18 protein-coding genes are annotated in these 22036 nt (G+C 74.5%); 7 read left to right on the top strand and 11 right to left on the bottom strand.

What is annotated here, in order from left to right; genetic code table 11:
* Positions 1–63: 63 nt before the first annotated feature.
* Positions 64–636 carry an FxsA family membrane protein gene (gene fxsA, locus OG207_RS34840; RefSeq protein ID WP_329104197.1) on the top strand — a complete coding sequence of 191 codons (573 nt, stop codon included), beginning with the start codon at positions 64–66 and terminating at the stop codon, positions 634–636.
* Positions 637–757: 121 nt separating this feature from the next.
* Here the strand turns inward: fxsA and OG207_RS34845 are convergent, their stop codons facing one another.
* The 3 genes from OG207_RS34845 to OG207_RS34855 form a co-directional block, all read right to left on the bottom strand.
* Positions 758–1132 (bottom strand): RNA polymerase-binding protein RbpA, encoded by a 375-nt coding sequence (locus OG207_RS34845; protein ID WP_007262928.1) that lies wholly within the window; start codon positions 1130–1132, stop codon positions 758–760.
* A 313-nt stretch (positions 1133–1445) separates the two neighbouring features.
* Positions 1446–2867 (bottom strand): MFS transporter, encoded by a 1422-nt coding sequence (locus tag OG207_RS34850; protein ID WP_329104200.1) that lies wholly within the window; start codon positions 2865–2867, stop codon positions 1446–1448.
* Positions 2868–2936: 69 nt separating this feature from the next.
* A complete protein-coding gene (locus tag OG207_RS34855) occupies positions 2937–3707 on the bottom strand; it encodes a glycerophosphodiester phosphodiesterase (protein ID WP_329104203.1) in 771 nt (256 codons plus the stop codon).
* A 226-nt stretch (positions 3708–3933) separates the two neighbouring features.
* Here OG207_RS34855 and OG207_RS34860 point away from each other — a divergent pair, with 226 nt between their 5' ends.
* Positions 3934–5436 carry an SCO1417 family MocR-like transcription factor gene (locus OG207_RS34860; protein WP_329104204.1) on the top strand — a complete coding sequence of 501 codons (1503 nt, stop codon included), beginning with the start codon at positions 3934–3936 and terminating at the stop codon, positions 5434–5436.
* A gap of 15 nt (positions 5437–5451) precedes the next feature.
* Here the strand turns inward: OG207_RS34860 and OG207_RS34865 are convergent, their stop codons facing one another.
* Together OG207_RS34865 and OG207_RS34870 are read right to left on the bottom strand one after the other, a co-directional pair.
* Positions 5452–7083, bottom strand: a complete 1632-nt coding sequence (locus tag OG207_RS34865) for a hypothetical protein (RefSeq protein ID WP_329104206.1) — start codon at positions 7081–7083, stop codon at positions 5452–5454.
* A 68-nt stretch (positions 7084–7151) separates the two neighbouring features.
* Positions 7152–7346, bottom strand: coding sequence for a hypothetical protein (locus OG207_RS34870; protein ID WP_007262923.1), 195 nt, complete (start codon positions 7344–7346; stop codon positions 7152–7154).
* A gap of 330 nt (positions 7347–7676) precedes the next feature.
* On the opposite strand from OG207_RS34870, the gene OG207_RS34875 reads away from it, so the two are divergent.
* Both OG207_RS34875 and OG207_RS34880 read left to right on the top strand, forming a co-directional pair.
* On the top strand, positions 7677–8099 hold the full coding sequence (locus OG207_RS34875) for an ankyrin repeat domain-containing protein (RefSeq protein ID WP_329104208.1): 423 nt from the start codon (positions 7677–7679) through the stop codon (positions 8097–8099).
* A gap of 331 nt (positions 8100–8430) precedes the next feature.
* On the top strand, positions 8431–9828 hold the full coding sequence (locus OG207_RS34880; protein WP_329104210.1) for a HEAT repeat domain-containing protein: 1398 nt from the start codon (positions 8431–8433) through the stop codon (positions 9826–9828).
* 80 nt (positions 9829–9908) lie between these two features.
* On the opposite strand, the gene OG207_RS34885 is transcribed toward OG207_RS34880, so the two are convergent.
* The 5 genes from OG207_RS34885 to OG207_RS34905 form a co-directional block, all read right to left on the bottom strand.
* Positions 9909–10922, bottom strand: a complete 1014-nt coding sequence (locus OG207_RS34885) for a hypothetical protein (RefSeq protein ID WP_329104212.1) — start codon at positions 10920–10922, stop codon at positions 9909–9911.
* On the bottom strand, positions 10919–11494 hold the full coding sequence (locus OG207_RS34890) for an RNA polymerase sigma factor (protein ID WP_329104214.1): 576 nt from the start codon (positions 11492–11494) through the stop codon (positions 10919–10921). Before OG207_RS34890 ends, OG207_RS34885 begins: the two co-directional genes overlap by 4 nt.
* 72 nt (positions 11495–11566) lie before the next feature.
* Positions 11567–12436 carry a biotin-dependent carboxyltransferase family protein gene (locus OG207_RS34895; protein ID WP_329104216.1) on the bottom strand — a complete coding sequence of 290 codons (870 nt, stop codon included), beginning with the start codon at positions 12434–12436 and terminating at the stop codon, positions 11567–11569.
* Positions 12429–13052, bottom strand: a complete 624-nt coding sequence (locus tag OG207_RS34900; protein ID WP_329104218.1) for a 5-oxoprolinase subunit B family protein — start codon at positions 13050–13052, stop codon at positions 12429–12431. Before OG207_RS34900 ends, OG207_RS34895 begins: the two co-directional genes overlap by 8 nt.
* Complete coding sequence (locus OG207_RS34905) at positions 13049–13816, bottom strand: LamB/YcsF family protein (RefSeq protein WP_329108115.1); 768 nt, start codon at positions 13814–13816, stop codon at positions 13049–13051. Before OG207_RS34905 ends, OG207_RS34900 begins: the two co-directional genes overlap by 4 nt.
* Positions 13817–13942: 126 nt before the next feature.
* On the opposite strand from OG207_RS34905, the gene OG207_RS34910 reads away from it, so the two are divergent.
* The 3 genes from OG207_RS34910 to OG207_RS34920 all read left to right on the top strand — a co-directional run bounded on the left by OG207_RS34910 (position 13943) and on the right by OG207_RS34920 (position 21435).
* Positions 13943–15448, top strand: coding sequence for a hypothetical protein (locus OG207_RS34910; protein ID WP_329104219.1), 1506 nt, complete (start codon positions 13943–13945; stop codon positions 15446–15448).
* A 259-nt stretch (positions 15449–15707) separates the two neighbouring features.
* Positions 15708–16610, top strand: coding sequence for a hypothetical protein (locus OG207_RS34915; RefSeq protein ID WP_329104220.1), 903 nt, complete (start codon positions 15708–15710; stop codon positions 16608–16610).
* Between the two features lie 76 nt (positions 16611–16686).
* Positions 16687–21435 carry a hypothetical protein gene (locus tag OG207_RS34920; protein WP_329104221.1) on the top strand — a complete coding sequence of 1583 codons (4749 nt, stop codon included), beginning with the start codon at positions 16687–16689 and terminating at the stop codon, positions 21433–21435.
* Positions 21436–21478: 43 nt separating this feature from the next.
* On the opposite strand, the gene OG207_RS34925 is transcribed toward OG207_RS34920, so the two are convergent.
* Positions 21479–21937, bottom strand: coding sequence for a hypothetical protein (locus OG207_RS34925; protein WP_329104223.1), 459 nt, complete (start codon positions 21935–21937; stop codon positions 21479–21481).
* Positions 21938–22036 lie beyond the last annotated feature (99 nt).

Raw genomic sequence — 22036 nt, forward strand, 5'->3', positions numbered from 1 at the left:
TAGGGGATGTCCGGTACCTCCGGCTGAGGCCGCTTTTATGCGGCTCCAGGCACACTGGATGGTATGACGACCGGCATTTCCACGGCCCCCCGGCGGCGCTCGCCCGCCCGTACCTTCCTCCCCCTGGCGATCGCCGCCTGGCTGATCCTGGAGATCTGGCTGCTCACCGTGGTCGCGGACGTGGCCGGCGGGCTCGCCGTGGCCGCGCTGCTCGCGGGCGGCATCGTCCTGGGCGCGGTGGTCATCAAGCGGGCCGGGCGGCGTGCCTTCAAGAACCTGGCGAGCACCTTCCAGCAGGCCCAGCAGGGGCAGCAGCCGGCTCCGCAGCAGCCCGGCCAGGGCAACGGCCTCACGATGCTGGCGGGCCTGCTCCTGATGCTGCCGGGTCTGATCTCCGACGTGGCGGGTCTGGTCCTGCTGCTGCCGCCCGTCCGGGCCTGGATCGGCCGCAGGGCGGCCCGTTCGCTGGAGCGGAAGATGGCCTCCGCCCCGGCCGGCAGCTTCGGTGACGCCTTCCAGCAGGCCCGTATCCACTACCCCGACGGCAAGGTCGTCCAGGGCGAGGTCATCCGCGAGGAGCGGCCCGGCCGGCAGGACGGCCCGGACGCCGCGTACCGCCCGCCGCTGGCCCCGTAACAGGGGAAAGGGTCCCGTAAGGGGACAAGCCGCCGAGTAACGCCGAGCAAACGGACAAGCCGAGGGGCCCCGCCACACAGCATGTGGCGGGGCCCCTCGGCTTTGTGCATCCGTCCGGCTGTCAGGCGGACTTGCGGCTGTCCCGCGGATGCACGGCAATGTTCATGGCGCCGGAACGCAGGACTGCAAGCCTCTCGGCCAGCACTTCCTCGAGCTCCTCGCGGGTGCGTCGCTCCATGAGCATGTCCCAGTGCGTTCGCGCGGGCTTGCCCTTCTTCTCTTCGGGCCCATCCCCGTCCACCAGGAGTGCCATGGCGCCGCACGCCTTGCACTCCCACTCCGGCGGAATTTCTGCCTCAACCGAGAACGGCATCTCAAATCGATGTCCGTTCTGGCATGCGTACTCCACCGCCTGGCGCGGGGCCAGATCGATGCCGCGGTCCGTCTCGTAGCTGGTAACCACGAGGCGCGTACCGCGGAGAGCTCGCTCACTCATGAATCGTGCCTCCCGGGCTTGTCGCCCACAGGACAGGTGTCGCTGTCGTCGTCATCCGGTCAACGTCCGGTCGGCGGTATAGATTCCCGCTCCGGGTCGTGCGTCGCCCGTCGTGCCGCCCCTTGTTGTACCCACCAGTGCCCGTTTTGTCACATCTGGCAGCAGATGTCACCCAACGTCCACGCTTCTTGAGCGCGCAGTAACGGTCCGCCTGGCAGGTCAAAGGCGTACACTACCGCCCCTTTGCTTCAACGTCTAAATTCGTTCGGAATTCGTTCGTAGATCCGGGCGGAGCGCGCTCGCGGACCCGGGCTCAGATCCGCTCCGGTACAGGATTGCCTGCCGCCTCCACCGCGCGCCGCAGCGGCACTCGCGCCAGGAGCACGAATCCCAGTGCGAAGAAGACCACCAGAGAGATGATCGCGTCCCGGTAGCTGCCCGTGAGCTGGTACGTCAGGCCGAACACCAGCGGCCCCACCCAGCTGAGGCCCCGGTCGCTCATCTCGTACGCCGAGAAGTACTCGGCCTCCTTGCCCGCCGGTACCAGGTGCGAGAACAGGGAGCGCGACAGCGCCTGGCTGCCTCCCAGTACCAGCCCGATCATCGCGGCGAGCGCGAAGAACCAGACCGGGGTCCGGGCCGGCAGGAAGTAGCCGACCCCCAGGGTCACCGCCCACGCGGCCAGCGAGCCGAGGATCGTCCGCTTGGCTCCGTAGGTCCGGGCGAGGCGGCCCATGCCCAGCGCGCCGCCGACCGCCAGGACCTGTACCAGCAGCACCGCCCCGATGAGGGTGGACTGCTCCAGCTCCAGCTCCTCCGAGCCGTAGATGGAGGCCTGGGAGATCACGGTCTGCACGCCGTCGTTGTAGATCAGGTACGCCAGCAGGAACGACAGGGTCAGCGGGTAGCGCCGCATGTCCTTCAGGGTGGCGACGAGTTGCTTCCAACCGCTGACGGCCGGAGCCGCCCCCGGCTCCCGGACCACGGCCCGGTCCCGCAGTCGGCGCAGCGGGATCAGCGCGAAGGCCCCCCACCACAGGCCCGCGGAAGCCAGGCAGATCCGGATCGCCATGCCCTCGGAGAGGCCGAAGGAGTCGTGCCCCATGTAGAGCACCAGGTTCACCACCAGCATCACGGACCCGGCGGTGTAGCCGAAGGCCCAGCCCCGCGAGGAGACGGTGTCCCGTTCGTCGGGGGTGGAGATCTGCGGCAGGTAGGCGTTGTAGAGCACCATCGAAACGGACAGGGCGGCGTTCGCCACGACCAGCAGCAGACCGCCCAGCAGGTAGCGCTCACCGCCGAGGAAGAACATTCCGGTGGTCGCCGCGGCGCCCGTGTACGCGGCGGCCGCCAGCAGCGGCTTCTTGCGCCCGGTCCGGTCGGCCACGGCGCCCACCAGCGGCATCAGCAGGACGGCGAGGATCACCGAGGCCGAGACCGAGTAGGCGAAGAAGGACCCGGCGCGCACCGGGATGCCCAGCGGGTGCACGAAGCCCTCGGCGTCCGCGGCGGCCTTGGCCACGGCCGTCAGGTAGGGCCCGAGGAACACGGTCAGCACGCTCGCCGAGTAGACCGAGACGGCGAAGTCGTAGAAGTACCAGCCCCGCTGCTCGCGCTTGCGCTCGGCGGACGCGGCGGTCGTGGCGGTCGCGTCCGCCGCCGGGGCGGCTGCGGCTCTGCCGTCCTCCGCCCCGGGTTCCGCTTCCTCGGTCCTGCTGCGCTCTTCCGCACTCATGCGGTGTCCCCCTCGCTGGTTCCGTTTCCGCAGCGGCGTTCCGGCCCGGGCGGGAGGGCGAAGGGCGCGTCAGGCCCAGGCCCCACGCCGGTCCAGCACCGTGCGCAAGATGTCGATCCGGTCGGTCATGATGCCATCGACACCCAGGTCGAGGAGCGCCTCCATACGTTCCGGTTCGTTCACGGTCCAGACGTGCACCTGGAGTCCCCGCTCGTGCGCGGTCCGTACGAACCGGCGGTCGACCACGCGGATGCCGGCCTGGGTCTCCGGAACCTGCGCCGCCACCGCGCCCACGCGCAGGGCCGCGGGAATGGCGTACGAGCGCAGCCGCAGGCCGAGCACCCCGCGCACGCCGTAGGAGGTCGCCAGCCGGGGCCCGGCGATCTTCTGGGCGCGGGCCACCCGGCTCTCGGAGAAGGAGCTCACGCAGACCCGGTCCCAGATCCCGGCCCGGGCGATCAGGTTGACCAGCGGGTGCAGCGCCGACTCGGCCTTGATGTCGATGTTCCAGCGGGCGTCCGGGAACTCCTCCAGCAGCTCCTCGAGGAGCGGCAGCGGCTCGGTGCCCCCCACCCGGGCCTCGCGGATCTTCTTCCAGGGCAGTTCGGCGATCCGGCCCTGCCCGTCGGTGACCCGGTCCAGCGTGGAGTCGTGGAAGGCGACGAGTTTCCCGTCCACCGTGGCGTGCACATCGGTCTCGAAGTACCGGTAGCCCGCTTCGGCGGCCCGCCGGAAGGCGGCGGCTGTGTTCTCCAGCCCGTCCGCGGCACCGCCCCGGTGCGCGAAGGGGATCGGAGCCGGGTGGTCCAGATATGGATGGCGAAGGCGTACGTGCGTCACGGCGGCAGTATGCCTCTTGTTACCCGTGGGGAGGGTGCGGCCCGGTGGCTGCGCGGTGAACGGCGCGCCGCCGCAGCCGTGCGGCCCCCACCGCCGGGCGTTCGCGTACCCCCCGCCCCTGGTCCCGGTGGACCCCGACGTGGCAGGGTGTGGGGGCGGAAGCAATCCAATACCGGCCGCGCCCGGGGTCGGGCGGGGCCAATTCGACGAAGGTGGACCGGACAGCATGGCCGAATGGACCTCAGCGGTCGGTGCCGCACAGCTCGCCCGCCTCATCACCTCCCAGCAGGAGCGGCCCGGCGCCCCCGGGGCTCGCAAGCCGCCCGCCTACCGGACCCTCGCCGACGGCATCCGCCTGCTCGTCCTCGAAGGCCGCGTCCCCGTCGCCGCCCGACTGCCCGCCGAGCGGGAACTGGCCGTCGCCCTCTCCCTCAGCCGCACCACCGTCGCCGCCGCCTACGAGGCCCTGCGGGGCGAGGGGTTCCTGGAGTCCCGACGCGGTGCCGGCAGCTGGACCTCCGTACCCGCCGGGAACCCGCTGCCCGCCCGGGGCCTCGAACCACTGCCGCCCGAGTCCCTCGGTTCGATGATCGACCTCGGCTGCGCCGCGCTCCCGGCCCCCGAGCCCTGGCTCACCAAGGCGGTCCAGGGCGCCCTGGAGGAGCTGCCGCCGTACGCGCACACCCACGGGGACTACCCGGCGGGCCTGCCCGCGCTGCGCCGGATGCTCGCCGACCGCTACACCGAGCAGGGCATCCCCACGATGCCCGAGCAGATCATGGTCACCACCGGTGCGATGGGTGCCATCGACGCCATCTGCAGTCTCTTCGCCGGGCGGGGGGAGCGGATCGCCGTCGAGTCCCCCTCCTACGCCAACATCCTCCAGCTGATGCGCGCCGCCGGGGTCCGCCTCGTGCCCGTCGCCATGGCCGACGGCCTGCGCGGCTGGGACATGGACGTGTGGCGGCAGGTGCTGCGCGATTCGGCCCCCCGCCTCGCCTACGTGGTCGCCGACTTCCACAACCCGACCGGGGCCCTGGCCTCCGAGGAGCAGCGCCGCGCGATGGTGGAGGCCGCCCGCTCGGCCGGCACCGTCCTAGTGGCCGACGAGACCATGCTGGAGCTCCGGCTGGACCCGGGCCTGGCGATGCCCCGCCCGGTGTGCTCCTTCGACCCGGCCGGCAGCACGGTCATCACGGTCGGCTCGGCCAGCAAGGCGTTCTGGGCGGGCATGCGGATCGGCTGGGTCCGCGCGGCTCCCGACGTGATCCGCAGCCTGGTCGCCGCCCGCGCCTACGCCGACCTGGGCACCCCGGTGCTGGAGCAGCTCGCGGTGAACTGGCTGATGCGCACCGGGGGCTGGCAGGAGGCCGTCGAGATCCGCCGCGAGCAGGCCCGGGAGAACCGCGACGCGCTGGTCGCGGCGGTCCGCCGGGAGTTGCCGGACTGGGAGTTCGAGGTCCCGCAGGGCGGGCTGACCCTGTGGGCCCGCGCGGGCGGGCTCTCCGGCTCCCGGCTGGCCGAAGTGGGGGAGCGGGTCGGGGTCCGGGTCCCCTCGGGGCCGCGGTTCGGCGTGGACGGGGCCTTCGAGGGCTACGTCCGGCTGCCGTTCACCGTGGGCGGGCCGGTGGCCGAGGAAGCGGCCTCCCGGCTGGCGGCGGCGGCCCGGCTGGTCGGCACGGGCGCGGGCGGCAGCGGGGCGGAGCCGCCGCGCACGTTCGTGGCGTAGCCCGCCACGACCGGCCTACGAAGCCTCGGCCGGCACTTCCGGCACCTCCGGGGCGTTCAGAGCCGGCCCCTGCGCCGGCGGCTGCCCCTGGAGCGGCTTGGTCGGCGTGCCCTGGTCCCGCCCACCGCTCCCGCCGGGCGCGAGGCGATCAGGCAGTAGCTCGAGCACGGCCTGGCGGTACGCGGGGTGCGCGGCCTCGTCGTACGGGTCCGGGGTGGCGGGCACCTGGAGCCGGTGCACGGGCCCGGTGCCGAGCCGGGCGTACCCGCGCCCCGGCGGCACCTGTGCCGTCGGGGTGGTGTGCGGCGCCAGCCCTAGTACGTCGGCGACCTGGTGGACCGTGGCGGGCCCGAGGACGACGCGGGCCCGGGTGTGCTGCCAGACCGCGTCGTGCAGCAGTTCCAGGTGCCCGAACTGCTCGGCCACCACCACGGTGACGTGCGCGGGCCGTCCGTGCCGCAGCGGCACCTGGAGTTGGGCCAGCGGGTCGGGGCCGCCGCCGGCGACGGAGAGGTGGGCCAGCACGCTCGGCTGGTCCAGCAGGATCCACAAGGGCCGGCCGGTGTCCTCCGGTGCGGGCCGTCCGACCTCCCGGGCCCGGTGGGTGGCGATGAGCCGCCGTTCGGTCTCCTGCGCTGCCCATTCCAGCGTGGCCTGTGCCCCGACCGGTCCGCATTCCACGGCGAGGACGCCACTGCGGCCGGAGAGGCAGGAGTAGTCGCCGTTGCCGCCGCCGTCGACGATCAGTACGTCGCCCCCGTGCCGCAGGGCCTGCAGGGCGACGGAGCGCAGCAGGGTGGAGGCGCCGCTGCCGGGCTGGCCGACGGCCAGCAGGTGGGGCTCGGCGGAGCGGGGCCCGGTGCGCCAGATCACCGGCGGCACGTCGCGGGGCTCGTCGTCCTCCAGGACGGGCAGGGTGCGCCGCACGCCGCCGGCGTCGGTGAAGCCGAGCACGGTCTCGCCGGGGGAGGTGACGAACGGCTGGGCGGCGATGCCCGTCGGAAGCGCCTCCAGCACCCTCAGGTCGAGCTGGTTGCCCTCCTCGTCCCAGTCGAAGAGGTACTCCCGTCCCCGCCCGGACTTGGCGTGCAGCAGTGCCTCGATCCGGGCCCGTGAGGTGGCCTCGCCGTCGGTGAAGTAGGCCGGGTAGCGGATGCGGAGCCGGGTGATGCGGCCCGCCCCGTCGAACCCGTAGTCGCTGAAGGCCTTGTCCCAGTCCCCGCCGTGGGCGAAGAGCGGACTCGGGTCTTCCGGGATGGAGAAGTACGGCACGAGGGCTTCGTAGAGGGAGCCGAGCCGTTCGGTCTCGGCATCGCTGGGTCCGGTCTTCGTCGGGGTGCGCTCGCGTCCGTGCCAGGCCGCCGCCGCCATGAGGGTGAGCAGGGCGAGCAGGGGACCGTAGGGGAGGAGTGCGACCACGAGGACGCAGGCGGCTCCCAGGAACAGCGCGGGACCACGCTTGTCCTTGGGGGTCTGGGACCAACGGCGCCGCCCGGCCGCGGCCAGGATGCGCAGGCCGCGTCCGATCACGAGGAGAGGATGGAGGACGTCCGTGGCACTGTCGGCGACCGTGCGAGCGAGGTCGCGGCCCCGGGCCAGCGACGTGCTGCCGCTGCTGAGGATGCGGGGAAGTGGGCGCCGGGCCACGGGCGTCTCCTGGAGTTGTGGTGTGACGGTGTTCCGGGTGGTGCTGGTGTCGCTGCGCGATGGCCGGGCTAGAGCTTGATCCCGCCGAGCAGGCTCGCGAGGCTCGCCGTGCTCGCCGTGATGCTCGGGGCGATGGCGGAGCCGGCGAGGAAGAAGCCGAAGAGCGCGCAGACGAACGCGTGCGTCAGCTTCATCCCGTCCTTCTTGAAGAAGAGGAAGCAGATGATGCCGAGCAGGACCACGCCTGAGATGGACAGGACCATGACGTTTTCTCCCGGTTGGTGGGGACAGTCACCATCAGTTCTTCCAGGCTCACAGGAAGTATCAATGCGACAAAAGGTGCATATGGGTGAATTCAATGGTTTTTCACTTGACCGGCCCCGTCCGGTCGGCACGCCCGGCGCGCAGGGGGTCGAAGGTGATCATTGCCTCGGCCCGACCCGGACATGTGCAGGCCAGGGCGCTACTCTGACGATTCACCCGTACGGACGCAGCGCCGTGCACCCCCCTGCCCGCCCGGCCCCCGACCGGGTCTTCCACGTCGTGACGGGCGGGCGGACCATGTCAGCAACGAGTGAAAGGCGGTACGGACCATGAGCGAGCGCGCAGCCGAGGGTTCCGGTTCCCAGGACGTCCCCGACGAGGACGTCATCGAGCTGGCCACCAAGATCTTCGACCTCGCCCGCCAGGGCGAGACCGAGGCGCTCACCGCCTACCTGGACGCCGGGGTCCCGGCGAACCTCACCAACGACCGCGGCGACACCCTGGTCATGCTCGCCGCCTACCACGGCCACGCCGGAGCCGTGTCGGTCCTGCTGGCCCGCGGCGCCGAGGCCGACCGCGCCAACGACCGCGGCCAGACCCCGCTCGCCGGTGCGGTCTTCAAGGGCGAGGAGGCCGTCATCCGCGCCCTGCTCGCCGGTGGGGCCGACCCGAAGGCCGGAACCCCCTCCGCCGTGGACACGGCGCGCATCTTCGCCAAGGCCGACCTGCTGGAACTTTTCGGAGCCGAGTAGTCCGGTTTTACCTAGGATCTGGCCGGGCCCGGACACGTCCCGACCTCACAGGTTGGTCACGGCGGCCATAAATGTGGTCGCGGCGCACAAACCGGCTGGGTCATCATGGCGTCGGATTCGATTCGCGAGCACGGGGGACGGGCAGAAGCGGGCGAGACACGAAGCGTGCACCGGCCGGCCCGGCCTCCATGGTCACGAAGCACCGACGAGAGTGAGAAGGCAATGGTCTACATCGAGCGGAACATGACGGCGGACGTCCTCACATGCTGTTACGCGGCCCTGTGAATCCCGATTCCCGGTTGCGTCCCCAGCTTGATTTGAGGCCATTCCCATGTTCGAACCAGTCATAGCACCGAGCGGTACCCTGCTCGGTCTCCTTCAGCGAGGCCGCGGCGACGGCACGCTGCACGCACTCGCGGCACCCAGGGCGGAGGCCCTCGAGGCCCTCAACCAGTGCGTGCTCCGCGACCCGCGCCAGGACTGGCAGGTCGAGAACCGCTCCTTGTACTACGCCCGGTTGTACCTGGACCTCGCCGGTCCGCTGGGCGAGATCGAGGCCCACCTCTTCAGCGCCGACGACCTCGTCGACGAAGAGGACCACCGCACGGGCCTCGCCCTGTCCGTCCTGGGGCACCTGGCCTCCTACGGCCGCGACGACGCGCTCATGCTGCTGCGCCGCTACGCCGCCTCCGGGGCGAACTGGGCCTGGGCGCTCGACGAGCTGGCCCTGCGCGACGACGACGAGGGCCTGCGGTCCCTGGCCCCGGCCGTCCTCGCCCGCTTCCCCGCCACGGTGGAGGGCGAGGCGCGGCTGGCCGCCGCCGTCCGTGACGCCTACGAGCCCCGCCCGTGGTGCCTGTGGGAGGAGACCCCCCAGTACGGGGAGCGCCTGCGCGCCGCCCGTCAGCAGGGCTCCTTCGACCGCTGGCAGCGCCAGATGACCCCGAGCGGGCCCCGGCCCGGCTGGGGCGTCCAGGCCGTCTTCGACTGGGCCGCCGACGGACTGCGCCGCGGTACCCCGCTGCACGTCCCCGCGGCCCGCTGCCTCGCCGCCGTGGCCCAGCCCGAGGACCGCTCCGCCATCCTCGCGGCCGCCGCCGGCGCCGATGGCGAGGCCGCCCGGGCCACCGCCCTGCACCACCTGGTCCTCGCCGAGCCGGAGAACCCGGCCGTGCTGGACCTCATCGAAGCCGCCGCCGACGAGCCCGCCGTGGCCGCCTACGAGCGCATGTGCGGTCCGGAGGCCGTCGAACGGGCCCGACGCTGGGTCCACCGCCCCGACGCGCTCGGCGAGGCCGCCGCGGCCATCCTGGCCGCCCGCGGCGGAGCCGAGGACGCGGGCCTGGTACTGGGCGCCCTGCGCTCCACCGTGCGCGGAGCGGGCCCCGACACCCGGCGCCTGTTCGCCCTGGTGGACGGGGCCGGCCGGCTCGCCGTCGGCTGCGCGGCCCCCGTGCTGCGCCACATCTACCGCGAGACCGCCTCGTCCCACCTGCGCGGCCGGGCCGCCAAGGCCCTGGCCAGCACCGACCCCTCCTTCGCGGCGGGCTTCGCCGTCGAGTGCCTGTGGGACTGCGAGGAGACCACCCGCGAGGTGGCGGCCCACCACGCCGAGACGGCCGACGCCCGCGTGGCGCCCCGGCTGCGCCGCCTGGCCGCCGATCCCGCGGAGGAGGAGGACGTCCAGTCGGCCGTCCGCAGCCGCATCGCCCCGGAGTCCGCCGTGTAGCGGGTCGCAGGCGCGCGGACGCCCCGGCCTGAGGAAGGCCGGGGCGTCCGGGGCGTCCGGGGCTCATCGCGAAGAGGGTGTCACCCGCCCAGCAAGAGGGGGTCGATCTCGCAGGCGGTGACCTCGGACGTCTTCTGCACGCCGTAACCGACCGTGGCGCCGGGGTCGGACCCGCTCACCGGCTTCTTGAGGACGAGGGTGTACCCCGGAGGCACCGTCTTGGAGTTGATCCTCAACGTGCCCTCCTCCCGCCCCCGGGTCAGTTCGGTCTCGGGGTCGGCCTGCCTACCGGCGTGGCGGTACCCGCGGCCCAGGTGCGTGCACTCCGACCGGGGCTTCAACTGGGTCACCGCGACGCTGACCCCCTGTTCCTGCAGGCTCCGGACCACCTCCGGCAGATCGGCGAGCCCGGGCGCGGGGATCTCGATGGTCCTGCCGGGGTCCTTCGGGGGCTCGGAGCGCGCTTTCAGTGCTTCCTCCAGGCCCTCCGAGTAGTCGAGCGTGCAGGACGGGATCCTGGCCGGCTCCACCACGTTGAAGTCGGTCCTCCGATCGCCCAGCGGGTAGTGCTCCGCCGACGAGAACGCGAGCTTGTAGCCCGGCGGGACCGTCTTCGCGTTGACCTTGAAGAACCACCCGTCATCGCCCTGCTGCAGGACCACGGCCTCGGGGTCGCCCATCGGGTCGAAGCCCCCGCGTATGAGCTCGGAGGTGCACTGGGACAGCGGCCGCTTCGGGACCAGCGCGACCTCGACCCCCAGTTCCTTGAGCCGGTCGGCCAGGGCCGGGACCTGCTGCTGCTCGGGCATCTTGAACCGGAGCGAGCCGTCCGGGTCCTTCTTGATCTCGGGCGCGTCCGTGGTCGAAGGGCTCGGCGAGCCGGTGGGACCGACCGACGGCAGCGAGCCGTTGCGGGTACTGCCGGGCAGGGCCATCACGGCGAGGACGACGGCCGTCGCGATGCCCACCGCGAGCGGGATGCCGTAGCGGCGGGTCAGGGAGCGGGCGGGAGCCGGGGCCGGAGCCTCCTGCGGGAGACGGGCCAGCAGCGCCGCCTTGAGCCGGTCCTCGAACCCGCCGGGCCTGGTGCTCATCGGGCTGCCTCCAACTGCGTTTCGGTGACGGCGGTCCCGGTCCCGCGCAGCGCGCGGCGGGCCCGGTGGAGGCGGACGCGGACGGTCGCCTGGGTGACGCCGAGGGCCTGGGCGGCCTCGGCCGGGGTGAGTTCGTCGATGACCACGAGGTCGAGGGCCGCGCGCAACGGCTCGGAAAGGGCGGAGTGACGCTCCGCCAGGGCCCTGAAGGCCCGCTGGGCGTCGATCCGTTCCTCCAGGGCCGCTACGTCCTCGTCCTCCAGGAGGCGGCGGCCGCTCAGCCGCGCCAGGGCGCCGCTCTCGCGGGCGAGCCCGCGGGCGTGGCCCGACAGGACGTTGCGGGCTATGCCGAACAGCCAGGCGATCGGTGCTCCCCTGTGGGGCCGGTAGCCGGAGGCCGATCCCATCGCCGCGAGGAAGATGTCCGCCGTCAGATCCGCCGCCAGGTGCGGGTCGGCGACCCGGCGGGTGACGAACCCGAGCACGGCGTCGATGTGCTCCTCGTAGAACGCCCCGAACCCTTCGGGCGTGCTGAGATCCGGCGGCCCGGTCTCGTGTCGTGGGCTGCGCACCCGGTTCCTCCCCTGCGCGGGGACCCGGTCGGTCCCCTCACTCCGTACTTGGCCGCAGCCCCCGAAAACGTTTCACCGGGACCTCACGAACCTGACTGGGATCCCCGGCCGGGCCTGCGCCGCCGCGTCCAGGGCCGGGCCCGGCGGGACCACGCCCACCACCGGGTAGCCGCCCGTCACCGGGTGATCGGCCAGGAACACCACCGGCATCCCGTCCGGCGGCACCTGGACCGCGCCCAGCACCATGCCCTCGCTGGGCAGCTCGCCCGTCCGGGCGCGGGCCAGCGGGGTGCCCGCCTCCGTGCGCACGCCGATGCGGTTGGACGCCGCCGATACGCGGAACTCCGAGCGCCACAGCCCGGCGAGGGAAGCCCCGGTGAACCAGTCCGCCCGCGGCCCCAGCCGCAGCGGGAGCAGCAGCACCGCAGGCGGCCCGGGCAGGCCGCAGGCATCCGCCCCGGGGGACGGATCCGGGCCCGGCGGGCCCACCGGCAGCAGCGTCCCGGCCGACAGGACCGGCGGCCCCAGCCCGGACAGCAGGTCCGTGGAGCGGCTGCCCAGGACCGGCGGGCCGACCAGGCCTCCCCGCACCGCGACGTAGCCGCGCACTCCCGACTCCGCGCGGCCCACCTCCAGCTCCGCCCCGGCCGGGAGCCGGACCGGCGCCCCCCAGGCCACCGGGCGACCGCAGACCCGTACCGGACAGGGCGCGCCCGTGACCGCCACGGTGGTCGCAGCCAGGGCCCGCAGCCCGACCCCGTCCAGGGTCGTCTCCAGCGCCGCCGCGCCCGGCGCGTTCCCGACGAGCCGGTTGGCCAGCGCGTACGCCGCCGTGTCGAGGGCTCCCGAGCGCGGGACCCCCAGGTGCGCGTAGCCCGGGCGGCCCCGGTCCTGGACCGTCGTCAGCGCCCCCGGCCGCACCACCAGCAGCCCCTCAGCCACGGCCGTCCTCCTCGATGAACCGCACCCGCACCCCGGGCGCGAGGAGCGCCGCCGGTTCCCGCTGCGGATCCCAGAGCACCGCGTCCGTGGAGCCGATCAGCTGCCAGCCGCCGGGGGAGGAGCGCGGGTACACGCCCGCGTACTCCCCGGCCAGCGCCAGCGAGCCCGCCGGGACGGCCGTACGGGGCGTCCCGCGGCGGGGGACGCGGAACCGCTCCGGCAGCCCCGTCAGGTAGCCGAAGCCCGGCGCGAAACCGCAGAAGGCCACCCGGAAGACGGCCCTGCCGACGATCCCCGGGACCTCCCGCGGGGCGACCCCCCACAGCCGGGCCACCTCCACCAGGTCCGGGCCGTCGTACCGCACCGGGACGGTGACCTGCGGCCCCTGCGTCGGCGCGAGCGGCGGCACCTCCCACCGTGCGATCTCGGCACCGAGCGCCGCCGGATCCCTCACGCCGTCCAGCAGTACGGTCCGCGCGGCCGGCACGAGGTCCCGTACGGGACCCAGCCCGCCCGCGTCCCGGCGGCGCAGCAGCTCGGCGTGGAGGGCTGCGACCTCGTCCGCCGAGTCCAGTTCGATCAGCAGCGCCCCGCCCCCCACCACGAGGGGCCTCACGCGAAGGCCTCCACCCGGACCCCGGCCGCGCCCAGCGCCTCCCGGACCCGGAGGGCGAGCCCGGCCGCCCCGGGGGTGTCCCCGTGCAGGCACAGCGAGCGCGCGGCCACCGGGACCGGCGACCCGTCGGCCGCCGTCACCGCCCCCTCGGCCGCCATCCGGACGGCCCGCGCCACGACCGCGTCCGGGTCGTGCAGCACGGCGTCCGGCTCGCCGCGCGGGACCAGCGTCCCGGCCGGCGTGTAGGCGCGGTCGGCGAAGGCTTCCGGTACGGGGGTCAGGCCGGCCTCCTCGGCGGCGGCGAGCAGCAGCGACCCGGGCAGCCCCAGCACCGGCAGGCCCCCGGTGGCACCGGACCCGGCCGCCAGCCGGACGCCCGCGACGACGGCGGCGGCCTGGCCCGCGTCGTGCACGGTGCGGTTGTAGAGCGCGCCGTGCGGCTTCATGTACGACACCCGGGAGCCGGCCGCCCGCGCGAACACCTCCAGCGCCCCGATCTGGTAGGCCACCTCGTCGGCGAGCTCGCCCGGCGGCACGTCCATGGAGCGCCGCCCGAAGCCGGCCAGATCGCGGTAGGACACCTGCGCGCCGATCCGCACCCCCCGCTCCGCGGCCCGTTCGCAGACCCGGCGCATGATGGACGGGTCACCGGCGTGGAAGCCGCAGGCCACATTGGCGCTCGTGACGACGGAGAGCAGGGCCTCGTCGTCGGTGAGCGTCCAGCGCCCGAAGCCCTCGCCGAGGTCGGCGTTGAGGTCGATCACGCGAGCGGATGCGATCATGGAAGCCATGCGCCGAGCGTAGAGCAGGCGGCCGTGGCGGATGCCGGGACGATCCGGCCGAACCATGCCGTTTGGGATGTTGTCAGCAACAGGACCTAGTCTTTGTCCGTGACTCTCCCTGCCCCGGCGAAGACCCTTCCGTCCCCGGCGCCGGGCCCGGCCGCCGACGAGGGCCTGGCCCGGCGGCTGCGCGCCCTCGCCTGCACCGCCCCGCTGCACGACCTCGACGTCCGCAAAGCCAATCTGGCCGGCGAGTACGGGGTCTACGCGATGGCGGAGGTCGCCCTGGCCGCGATCGACCTGGTCACGCTCAACATGGACTTCGACACGGGCGCCGACCACGAACAGATAGTGGCCAGGCTGCTGCCGCGCGTCGCGGCCCAGGCCCCCGCCCGCCCGGCGGCCGAGCACGAGCGGGTGGCCCGCTGGGTGCTGGAGAACCTGATCAACGTCGGCAGCGTGGACCGCGGCTTCCGCGCGATCTACGGCACCTTCGGCCCTGACGGCGTCTACGTGCGCCGGGACTACGACTTCAAGCTGATCGAAGAGGTCCCCGGCTACGGCGGCGTGGTCTACCTGCGCACCACCGACGAGGCCGTCAACGTCCTCGTCGGCGCCCTCGACACGGACGTCACCAGCGCCCAGATCGCCGCCGAGGTCAAGCTGGAGGTGCTGATCAGCCGCGGCCGGCTGGCGGACGCCCAGCTCGCCGCCGAGCAGGCCCGCTACCGCACGGTCCAGTACGCCGAGACCCTGCGCCGCACGCTGGACGCCACGCGCCGCAACGTCCGGGCGGTGGACTGGCTGCGGGCCGTGCCCGACATGATCGCCGAGGCGCTGGACCACGTCGCCGACCGCTACCGCCACGAGAACGCGATCCTGACCAACATCCGCAAGGCGCGCGACGAGGCGGAGGAGCCGGAGAACAAGCGGCGCGCGGCCGAGCTCGTCGACATCGTCAAGGACTGCATCCGCCGGCACACCCAGCTCCAGTCCCGGCTGCTGGACGCCGGCCCGCTGTTCCGCGCCGAACAGGACCGCCAGGCCTTCGCCGCCCCGGCACCCCGCTCCGGCATCGACCTGTACGGCCAGCTCGTCGCCCCGCTGCTGCCGCTCCCCCTGGAGCAGGCGAGCCGGGTGACCACCGCCTTCTTCGCCTCCGGCGCCGGGCTGCGCACGCCCGTTTCGGTGCGGGTGGCCGACCTCGTCGAGATCCTGCTGACCCCGCCCGTCGAGCGCGAGCACCTCGGCGCGGAGATGCCCGAGCCGGACCTCATCGCCACCCCGGACGACAGCCGCTTCAGCGAGGAGCAGCTCGCCGCCGCGATGGAGCTCCTCGACCTGCCGCACGACGCCCCGCGGCGGCTGTCCGGGCTCCTCGCGGAGGCCCGCCGCAGCGATCCGGAACTGCCGTACCTGGTGGCCCTGCTGGCCGTCCACGCGGCGAGCCCGGCCGTCGGCACGGCCTACCGGCAGGGGGAGGAGCGGCTCCTCTTCGCGGTGGACGACGGCACGCAGCTCGACGACCACGAGTTCGGCGGCGCCGACCTCATCGTCGGCACCGCCCTGCTGGACGCCGCCGGCATGGCCGCCGACCGCGCGGAGGCCTCGTGACCCGCCGCGCCCTCGCCCCGGCCGGGCCACATCCAGCCTCGCCGGCGTTTGAGGCGCGGGGTCCGGGGCGGCGCCCCAGGAAACCCGGCTCCGCCGGGCACCGGGCTCTGCTCGGACCCTCCCCCAGCTACCGCTGGGAGGTGCCCCCCGCTCAAACGCCGGCGGGGCTGGATCGGCCGACCGCCGCCGCACCGCCACGCGGTACCACCCATACCGTCCGTATCACCCGTACGACCCGCACCGCCGAGGAGACCCGCCCGTGAGCGACCACCACGCCGAGCACCCCGCGTGGAGCGAGCCCGACGCGCCGTCGGCTCCCGTCGCGCCCGCCACCGGAGGGTCCGTGACCCCGGCGGACGCCGCCGACGCGGCCCGGCTCGTCGCCTTCGGGCTGCAGCCCAAGCTGCTCCCCGCCCGGGACGCCGAGTACGCGGAGCTGCTCCGCCGCTACCGGGAGGACCCCGCCTTCGGCCGGCTCGCCGACGCCGTCGCCACCGGCCTCGGCCTCGTGGTCCTGGAGGTGTCCCCGCGCGCCGGCATGGCCGTGGCCGCCGGCGAGGACTCCGTCTTCGCCGTCCGGATGGGCGACTACGCCCGCCGCACCGCCGCCGACTCCGCCGACCGCTTCCTGCACGGCCTCGCGCACCTCGCCGTGGCCGCCCTGGCCTTCCCGCGCCCCGAAGACCTCGCCGACGACGGCTACATCGGCCGCATCACCGTCAACGGCGTCGACGCCTTCGTCCGGCAGACCTGTCGCCGCCTGGAGGAGCGCGCCGAGGAGCTCGGCGAGAACACCGACCCGGCCTCCGACGCCCCCGGCCTGGAGGCCGCCTGGCGCGTCTACGCCCGCCGCAGCGCGACCGGCGCCACCAAGGACGCCCGCCGCCTCGCGGGATCCACCACCGGCATCGTCGGCAAGGCGGCCGCCTTCCTCACTGACTCCGGTTTCCTCCAGCGCACCGGGGACGAGGCCGGAGGCACCTACCGCACGACCCCCCGCTACCAGCTCCAGGTCCGTGACATGGCGGGCAGCGCGGCGATGGCCGAGCTCCTGGAACTCGGCGTGGTCTGCGTCAGCGACGGCTCCGCCACCCTGCTGCCGCCGCCCGAGGGCGACGACCTGGAACTCGCCGCCGACGCCGGGCTCCCGTTCCACGCATGAGCCCCGGGCCCCCCGCGGCCCGCGCCCCGATCCCCGTACGTCCCGCCTCACCAAGACACCACGAGAGTCCGCCGCCATGTACGAGCTGTCCCGGATCCGCCTCTACTCCATCGGGCCCGCCGGTGCGCGCTACGCCGACACCGTGCTCGACCTGCGCGGAGTCGGCGAACCGGTGCCCCACCCGGCGCCGACCCAGGCGGAGTTCTTCGAGGACGAGCCCACCGGCCCGCCGCGCCGGCCCGCGCCCGCCGGTGTGCTCTTCCTGGAGAACGGCGGCGGCAAGTCCGTCCTCCTCAAGCTGATCTTCTCGGTGATGCTCCCCGGCCACCGCAACACCCTCGGCGGCGCCAGCTCCGGCGTCCTGCGCAAGTTCCTGCTCGCCGACGACTGCGGTCACGTCGCCCTGGAGTGGCAGCACACCCAGACCGGCGAGTGCGTGGTCGTCGGCAAGGTCAGCGAATGGCGCGGCCGCCAGGTCTCCAACGACCCGCGCAAGTTCGCCGAGGCCTGGTACTCCTTCCGCCCCGGCCCCGGCCTGAGCCTCGACAGCCTGCCCGTCGCCGAAGCCACCTCCGTGCGCCCGACCGTCGAAGGCGCCTCCGGGGCCCAGGGCCGCCGCCGCACGATGAAGGGCTTCCGCGACTCCCTCACCGAGGCGGGCAAGGCGTACCCGCACCTCGAGGTGTACTTCGAGGAAATCCACGACCGCTGGAACGAGCACCTCACCGAGCTCGGCCTGGACCCCGAACTCTTCCGCTACCAGCGCGAAATGAACGCGGACGAGGGCGAGGCGGCCGGCCTCTTCGCGGTCAAGAAGGACTCCGACTTCACCGACCTCCTGCTGCGCGCCGTCACCGACACCCGCGACACGGAGGGCCTCGCCGACCTCGTCCACGGCTTCGGCAACAAGCTCGGCCGCCGCGCCGAGCTCATGGCCGAACGGGACTTCACCGCAGGCTCGGTGGACCTGCTCACCCGCATCGTCGAGGCCGCCGGAGCCCGCTCCCGGCTGCGCGACGTGCATGCGGGCGCGGAACGCCGTACGCGCACCCTCGCCCGGCGGCTGTCCGCCCGCGCCGCCCAGGAGCGCGGCCGGGCCGCCGACCTGGCCCAGCGGGTCACCGGCGCCGCCCACCAGGTGACCGCCGCCGAGTCCGCGCGCACCCGCAGCGCCGCCGTCTCCGCCGAACTCGCCTACCGGCACGCCTCGCTGGCCCTGACCGTCGCCGACAAGGCCGCCGCGGCCCAGCGCCGCGAACTCCTCGAAGCCCGGACGCTGCACGCCGCGTGGCAGGCCGCCGAGAACGTGCTGCGCCACCGGGCCGCCGCCGACCGCTCCGCCCGCGTCGCCGCCGCGATCCTGGAGGCCGAGCGGGACGCCGCCCCGGCGCTGGCCGCCCGCGCCACGGCGGCCGGCGAGCTCGTCCGGGCCCTGCACACCGCCTCCGAGCACGGCGAGCTGCTCGCCAACGAGGAGGAGGAGCGCTCCGCCGCCCTCCAGGCCACCGGCGAAGCCGCCCACCGCGACGCAACCGCCGCCGCCACGGCCGCCCAGCGGGCCCGCAGCGAGGCCGAGCACCTGCGCTCGCGGCTGGCCGAGGTCCAGCAGGAGACCGCCGAGGCCGTCCGTGCCGGCTGGCTCGACGACACCGCCCCCGACGCCGACCCGGCCCGTGCCGCCCTCGCCGCCACCGATGCCGAGAAGACCGCGGTGGCCGCCTGGGACGAGTCCCGGGAGGCCGCCCGCGCCGCCGCCGAGGCCGCCCGCGAGGCCGCCGCCACGGAATCCCGTGCCGAGCTCACCGCCGCCCGTGCGGCGGACGCCGCCGACGCGGCCGAGGCCGCCCACGACGCGGAGCACCGGGCCGCGGCCTCCCTCGCCACCGCCCCGCGCCTGGCGGAGCTGCTGGGCCTCCCGTCGGTGCCCGCCTCCTTCCTTCCCCACCCGCGCACGCAGAGCGGCGCCGCCGGCGCCTTCGCGGGATCCGGCGCGCAGGCCGCGTCGGCGGGAACCGCGCACGCCGCGCACGGCTCCGGCGGACCCGGGCCGGCGGCCCCAGCGGGACCCGCCGGCCGCCCCGACGCAGCCGGAGCCGGCGGGCTCACGGTCGCCGACCTCGACCGGAACGCCGACGACCTCCGCCAACTGCTCACCGACGCGGTCGCAGCCGCCGAGCGCCAGCTCTTCGAGCTGCGCACCACGGCAGCCGACGACGCCCGCATCCTCGGCGCCCTCGGCGACGGCGGCCTGCTGCCGCCCGGCCCGGACGTCCTGGCCACCGTCGAGTACCTCGGCGAGCACGGCATTCCCGCCCTCCCCGGCTGGCGCTACCTCGCCCAGTCCGTGGACCCCGCCGACCACGCCGCCGTCCTCGCCGCCCGCCCCGAGCTCGTCGACGGCGTCGTCATCACCGACCCCGACACCCACGGCCGGGCCCGCGAGGTGCTCTCCGGCGCCGCCCTGCTGCCCCGCTCCACCGTCGCCGTCGGCACCGCCGCCGCCCTGCTGGCCCCGCTGCCGCCGGCCGGCGACGCGGTCGACTCCGGGGTGTTCCTCGTACCGCCGAACCCGGCCATGCACGACGAGCACGCCGCCGACGAGGAGCGCCAGGCCCTGCGCGCCCGCACCGCCGTCCGCGACACCGAGATCCGCGACCTCGCCGCCCGCCTCGGCGGTGACCGCGAGCTCGCCGCCCGCCTCGGCTCCTGGCGCACCGGCTGCCCGCCCGGTCGCCTCACCGAGCTCGCGGAGGCGGCCGCCGCCGCCCGGATGTTCGCCGAGGAGACCGACGCCGAGCTCGCGGAGGCCCGTACCGTCCGCGCCGAGGCCGACGAGGCCGCCGCGGACGCGGCCCGCGTCCGCGAGGAGCGCCAGGACACCGCCCAGCGCGCCCGCCGCGTCGCCGACGCCCTCGCCGGGCTCGCGTTCCGGCTGCGCGAGCGCGCCGGCTGGCAGGCCAAGCTCCGCGAACTCGCCGACGACGCCGCCGAGTCCGAGGCCCGCGCCGAGGTCTGCCTGGACCGGGCCCGCGCCGCTGACGAGGACCGCCGCGCCGCCCAGCGCGCCGCCGACGACGCCCGCCGCACCGCCCGCGCCCTGCGCGCCGAACGCGCCGAGATCGCCGGCGCCCCCGACCAGCTTCCCGACGGAGAGGGCGACGGCCCCCGGGCGCCGCTGCCCGACCTGCGCGAGGCCTACCGCGCGGCCTCCCAGCTGTACGAGAAGGTCGGCGTCGGCGCCGACCTGCGCGCCGAACAGGCCCGCGCCGAGAGCGACGAGAGCGCCGCCCTGGCCGAGCTCGACCGCCTCACCAACAAGGTCCGTACCCGGGCCGCCCAGCTCCTCGAAGGCACCGACGGCGCCGACGGCCCCTCCCGGCAGGCCGCGGCCGCCCGCGCCGAGTCCCTCGTCCAGATGCTGGAGACCCGCGCGTCCACCGCCAGCGAGCAGCTCGGCCGGCTGCGCGGCGAGGCGGAACGGCACGCTCCCACCGAGGGGGAGGCGCACACCGAACTTCCCGAGGAACTCGTCCCCGAGGACGTCGAGCAGGCTCAGGCCCTGCTGCGCACGGCCACCGCCCAGCTCGCCGCCCACACCGCGGCGGTGGAGAGCGCTCGGGCCGCCCACGCGGACCTGCTGCGCGCACACCGCACCGCCGAGGACGGCGCCGGCGGCTTCGACGAGACCGCAGCCATGCTCCGGGACCTGCTGCGCGACCACACCCACCAGGACGACGAGCAGGAGCCGGTGCCCCACGCGGGCACCCTGGAGGAGGCCCGCCAGTCCGCCGCCGAGGCCCGCCGCTCCCTGCGCGGCTGCGCGGGCGAGCTCTCGGCCGCCGAGTCCGCGGTGCGCGAGGCGAGCGACATCCTGGTCCGGCACGCCAACGCCACCCGCTACGAGCAGGTACGCACCCCGGCGCGCCAGCAGATCCGCGAACTGCCCGCCTCCGCCCTGCCCGAGCACGCGGCGGCCTGGGCCGCGGCCTTCGCGCCCCGGCTGCGCGTCCTCACCGACGAACTGGCCCAGCTGGAGCGCAACCGCGACAGCATCGTCGACCGCCTGCGCGGCCTCGTCGAATCGGCCCTGGCCACGCTCCGCTCCGCGCAGCGGCTCTCCCAGCTCCCGGAGGGCCTCGGTGAATGGTCGGGCCAGGAGTTCCTGCGGATCCGCTTCGATGAGCCGGACCAGGCCACGCTCACCGAGCGGCTCGGCGAGGTCATCGACGAGGCGACCCGCTCGGCCGTGAAGAAGAACAGCAGCGCCTCCTTCGGCGAGGGCCGGCGTGACGGCATGTCCTTGCTGCTGAGGGGTGTCCAGGCGGCCCTGGAGCCCAAGGGCATCTCCGTGGAGATCCTCAAGCCGGACGCGGTGCTGCGCGCCGAGCGGGTGCCGGTGGGGCAGATGGGCGACGTGTTCTCCGGCGGGCAGCTGCTGACCGCCGCGATCGCGCTGTACTGCACGATGGCGGCGCTGCGCAGCAACGACCGCGGCCGCGACAAGCACCGGCACGCGGGAACGCTGTTCCTGGACAACCCGATCGGCCGCGCCAACGCCACGTACCTGCTGGAGCTCCAGCGGGCCGTTTCCGACGCGCTGGGCGTCCAGCTGCTCTACACGACCGGCCTGTTCGACACCACGGCCCTCGCCGAGTTCCCGCTGGTGATCCGCCTGCGCAACGACGCGGACCTGCGGGCCGGCCTGAAGTACATCAGCGTCGAGGAGCACCTGCGCCCGGGCCTGCCGCAGCAGTCCGCCGAGGCGGAGACCATCCACGGCGAGATCACGGCGACCCGCATGTTCCGGCGCAGCGGCGTTTCCTGACGCTCGACGCTTCCCGACGCGCGGCGATGCGGGCGTGGGGGCGTCAGCGCGTGGAATAGCGGCCAGGAGCCGCCAGGGGGCCGTCCTCGCGGGGTATTCGGCCCACGGCGGCCTTCCGTGCCTCCCGGGCCGCCCGGGAGGCACGTCGGGCCTCCCGGCGGCGGCTGCGTGCCGTGCTGCTCGGCTCCGACAGGACCCCGTACCGCTGGTTCCAGGTCTGTCGGGTGATCCACACGTCCAGCACGCCCCAGGTGGCCACGATCGTCCCCGCGATCGCCCCGAGTCCCATCGGAAGGGCCAGCCAGGACCCCGTCAAGGTCAGGAAGAACGTGATCGTCGCCTGCGTCAGGGTCACGGCCACGATCAACACCGCCCGCACCGCGGAGGTCCGTACCGAATCCGGCATCCGGCGCCGCCGGGCCGGCTCTTCGACCCACAGTCCCCGCCCGGCCCCGCCGGCCCCCAGGCCCGCACGCACGCCGACGCCCTCGTCACTGCTCATGGTCCGCTCACTCCCCACCGCGCGGTCCGTCATGCCTGCTCGTCCTGCCTACTTGCCACGTCTGCCCACCACGGCCGCCTCCCACGTCCGTTCCGACGC

The organism is Streptomyces sp. NBC_01439 (assembly GCF_036227605.1).
Lineage (GTDB): Bacteria > Actinomycetota > Actinomycetes > Streptomycetales > Streptomycetaceae > Streptomyces.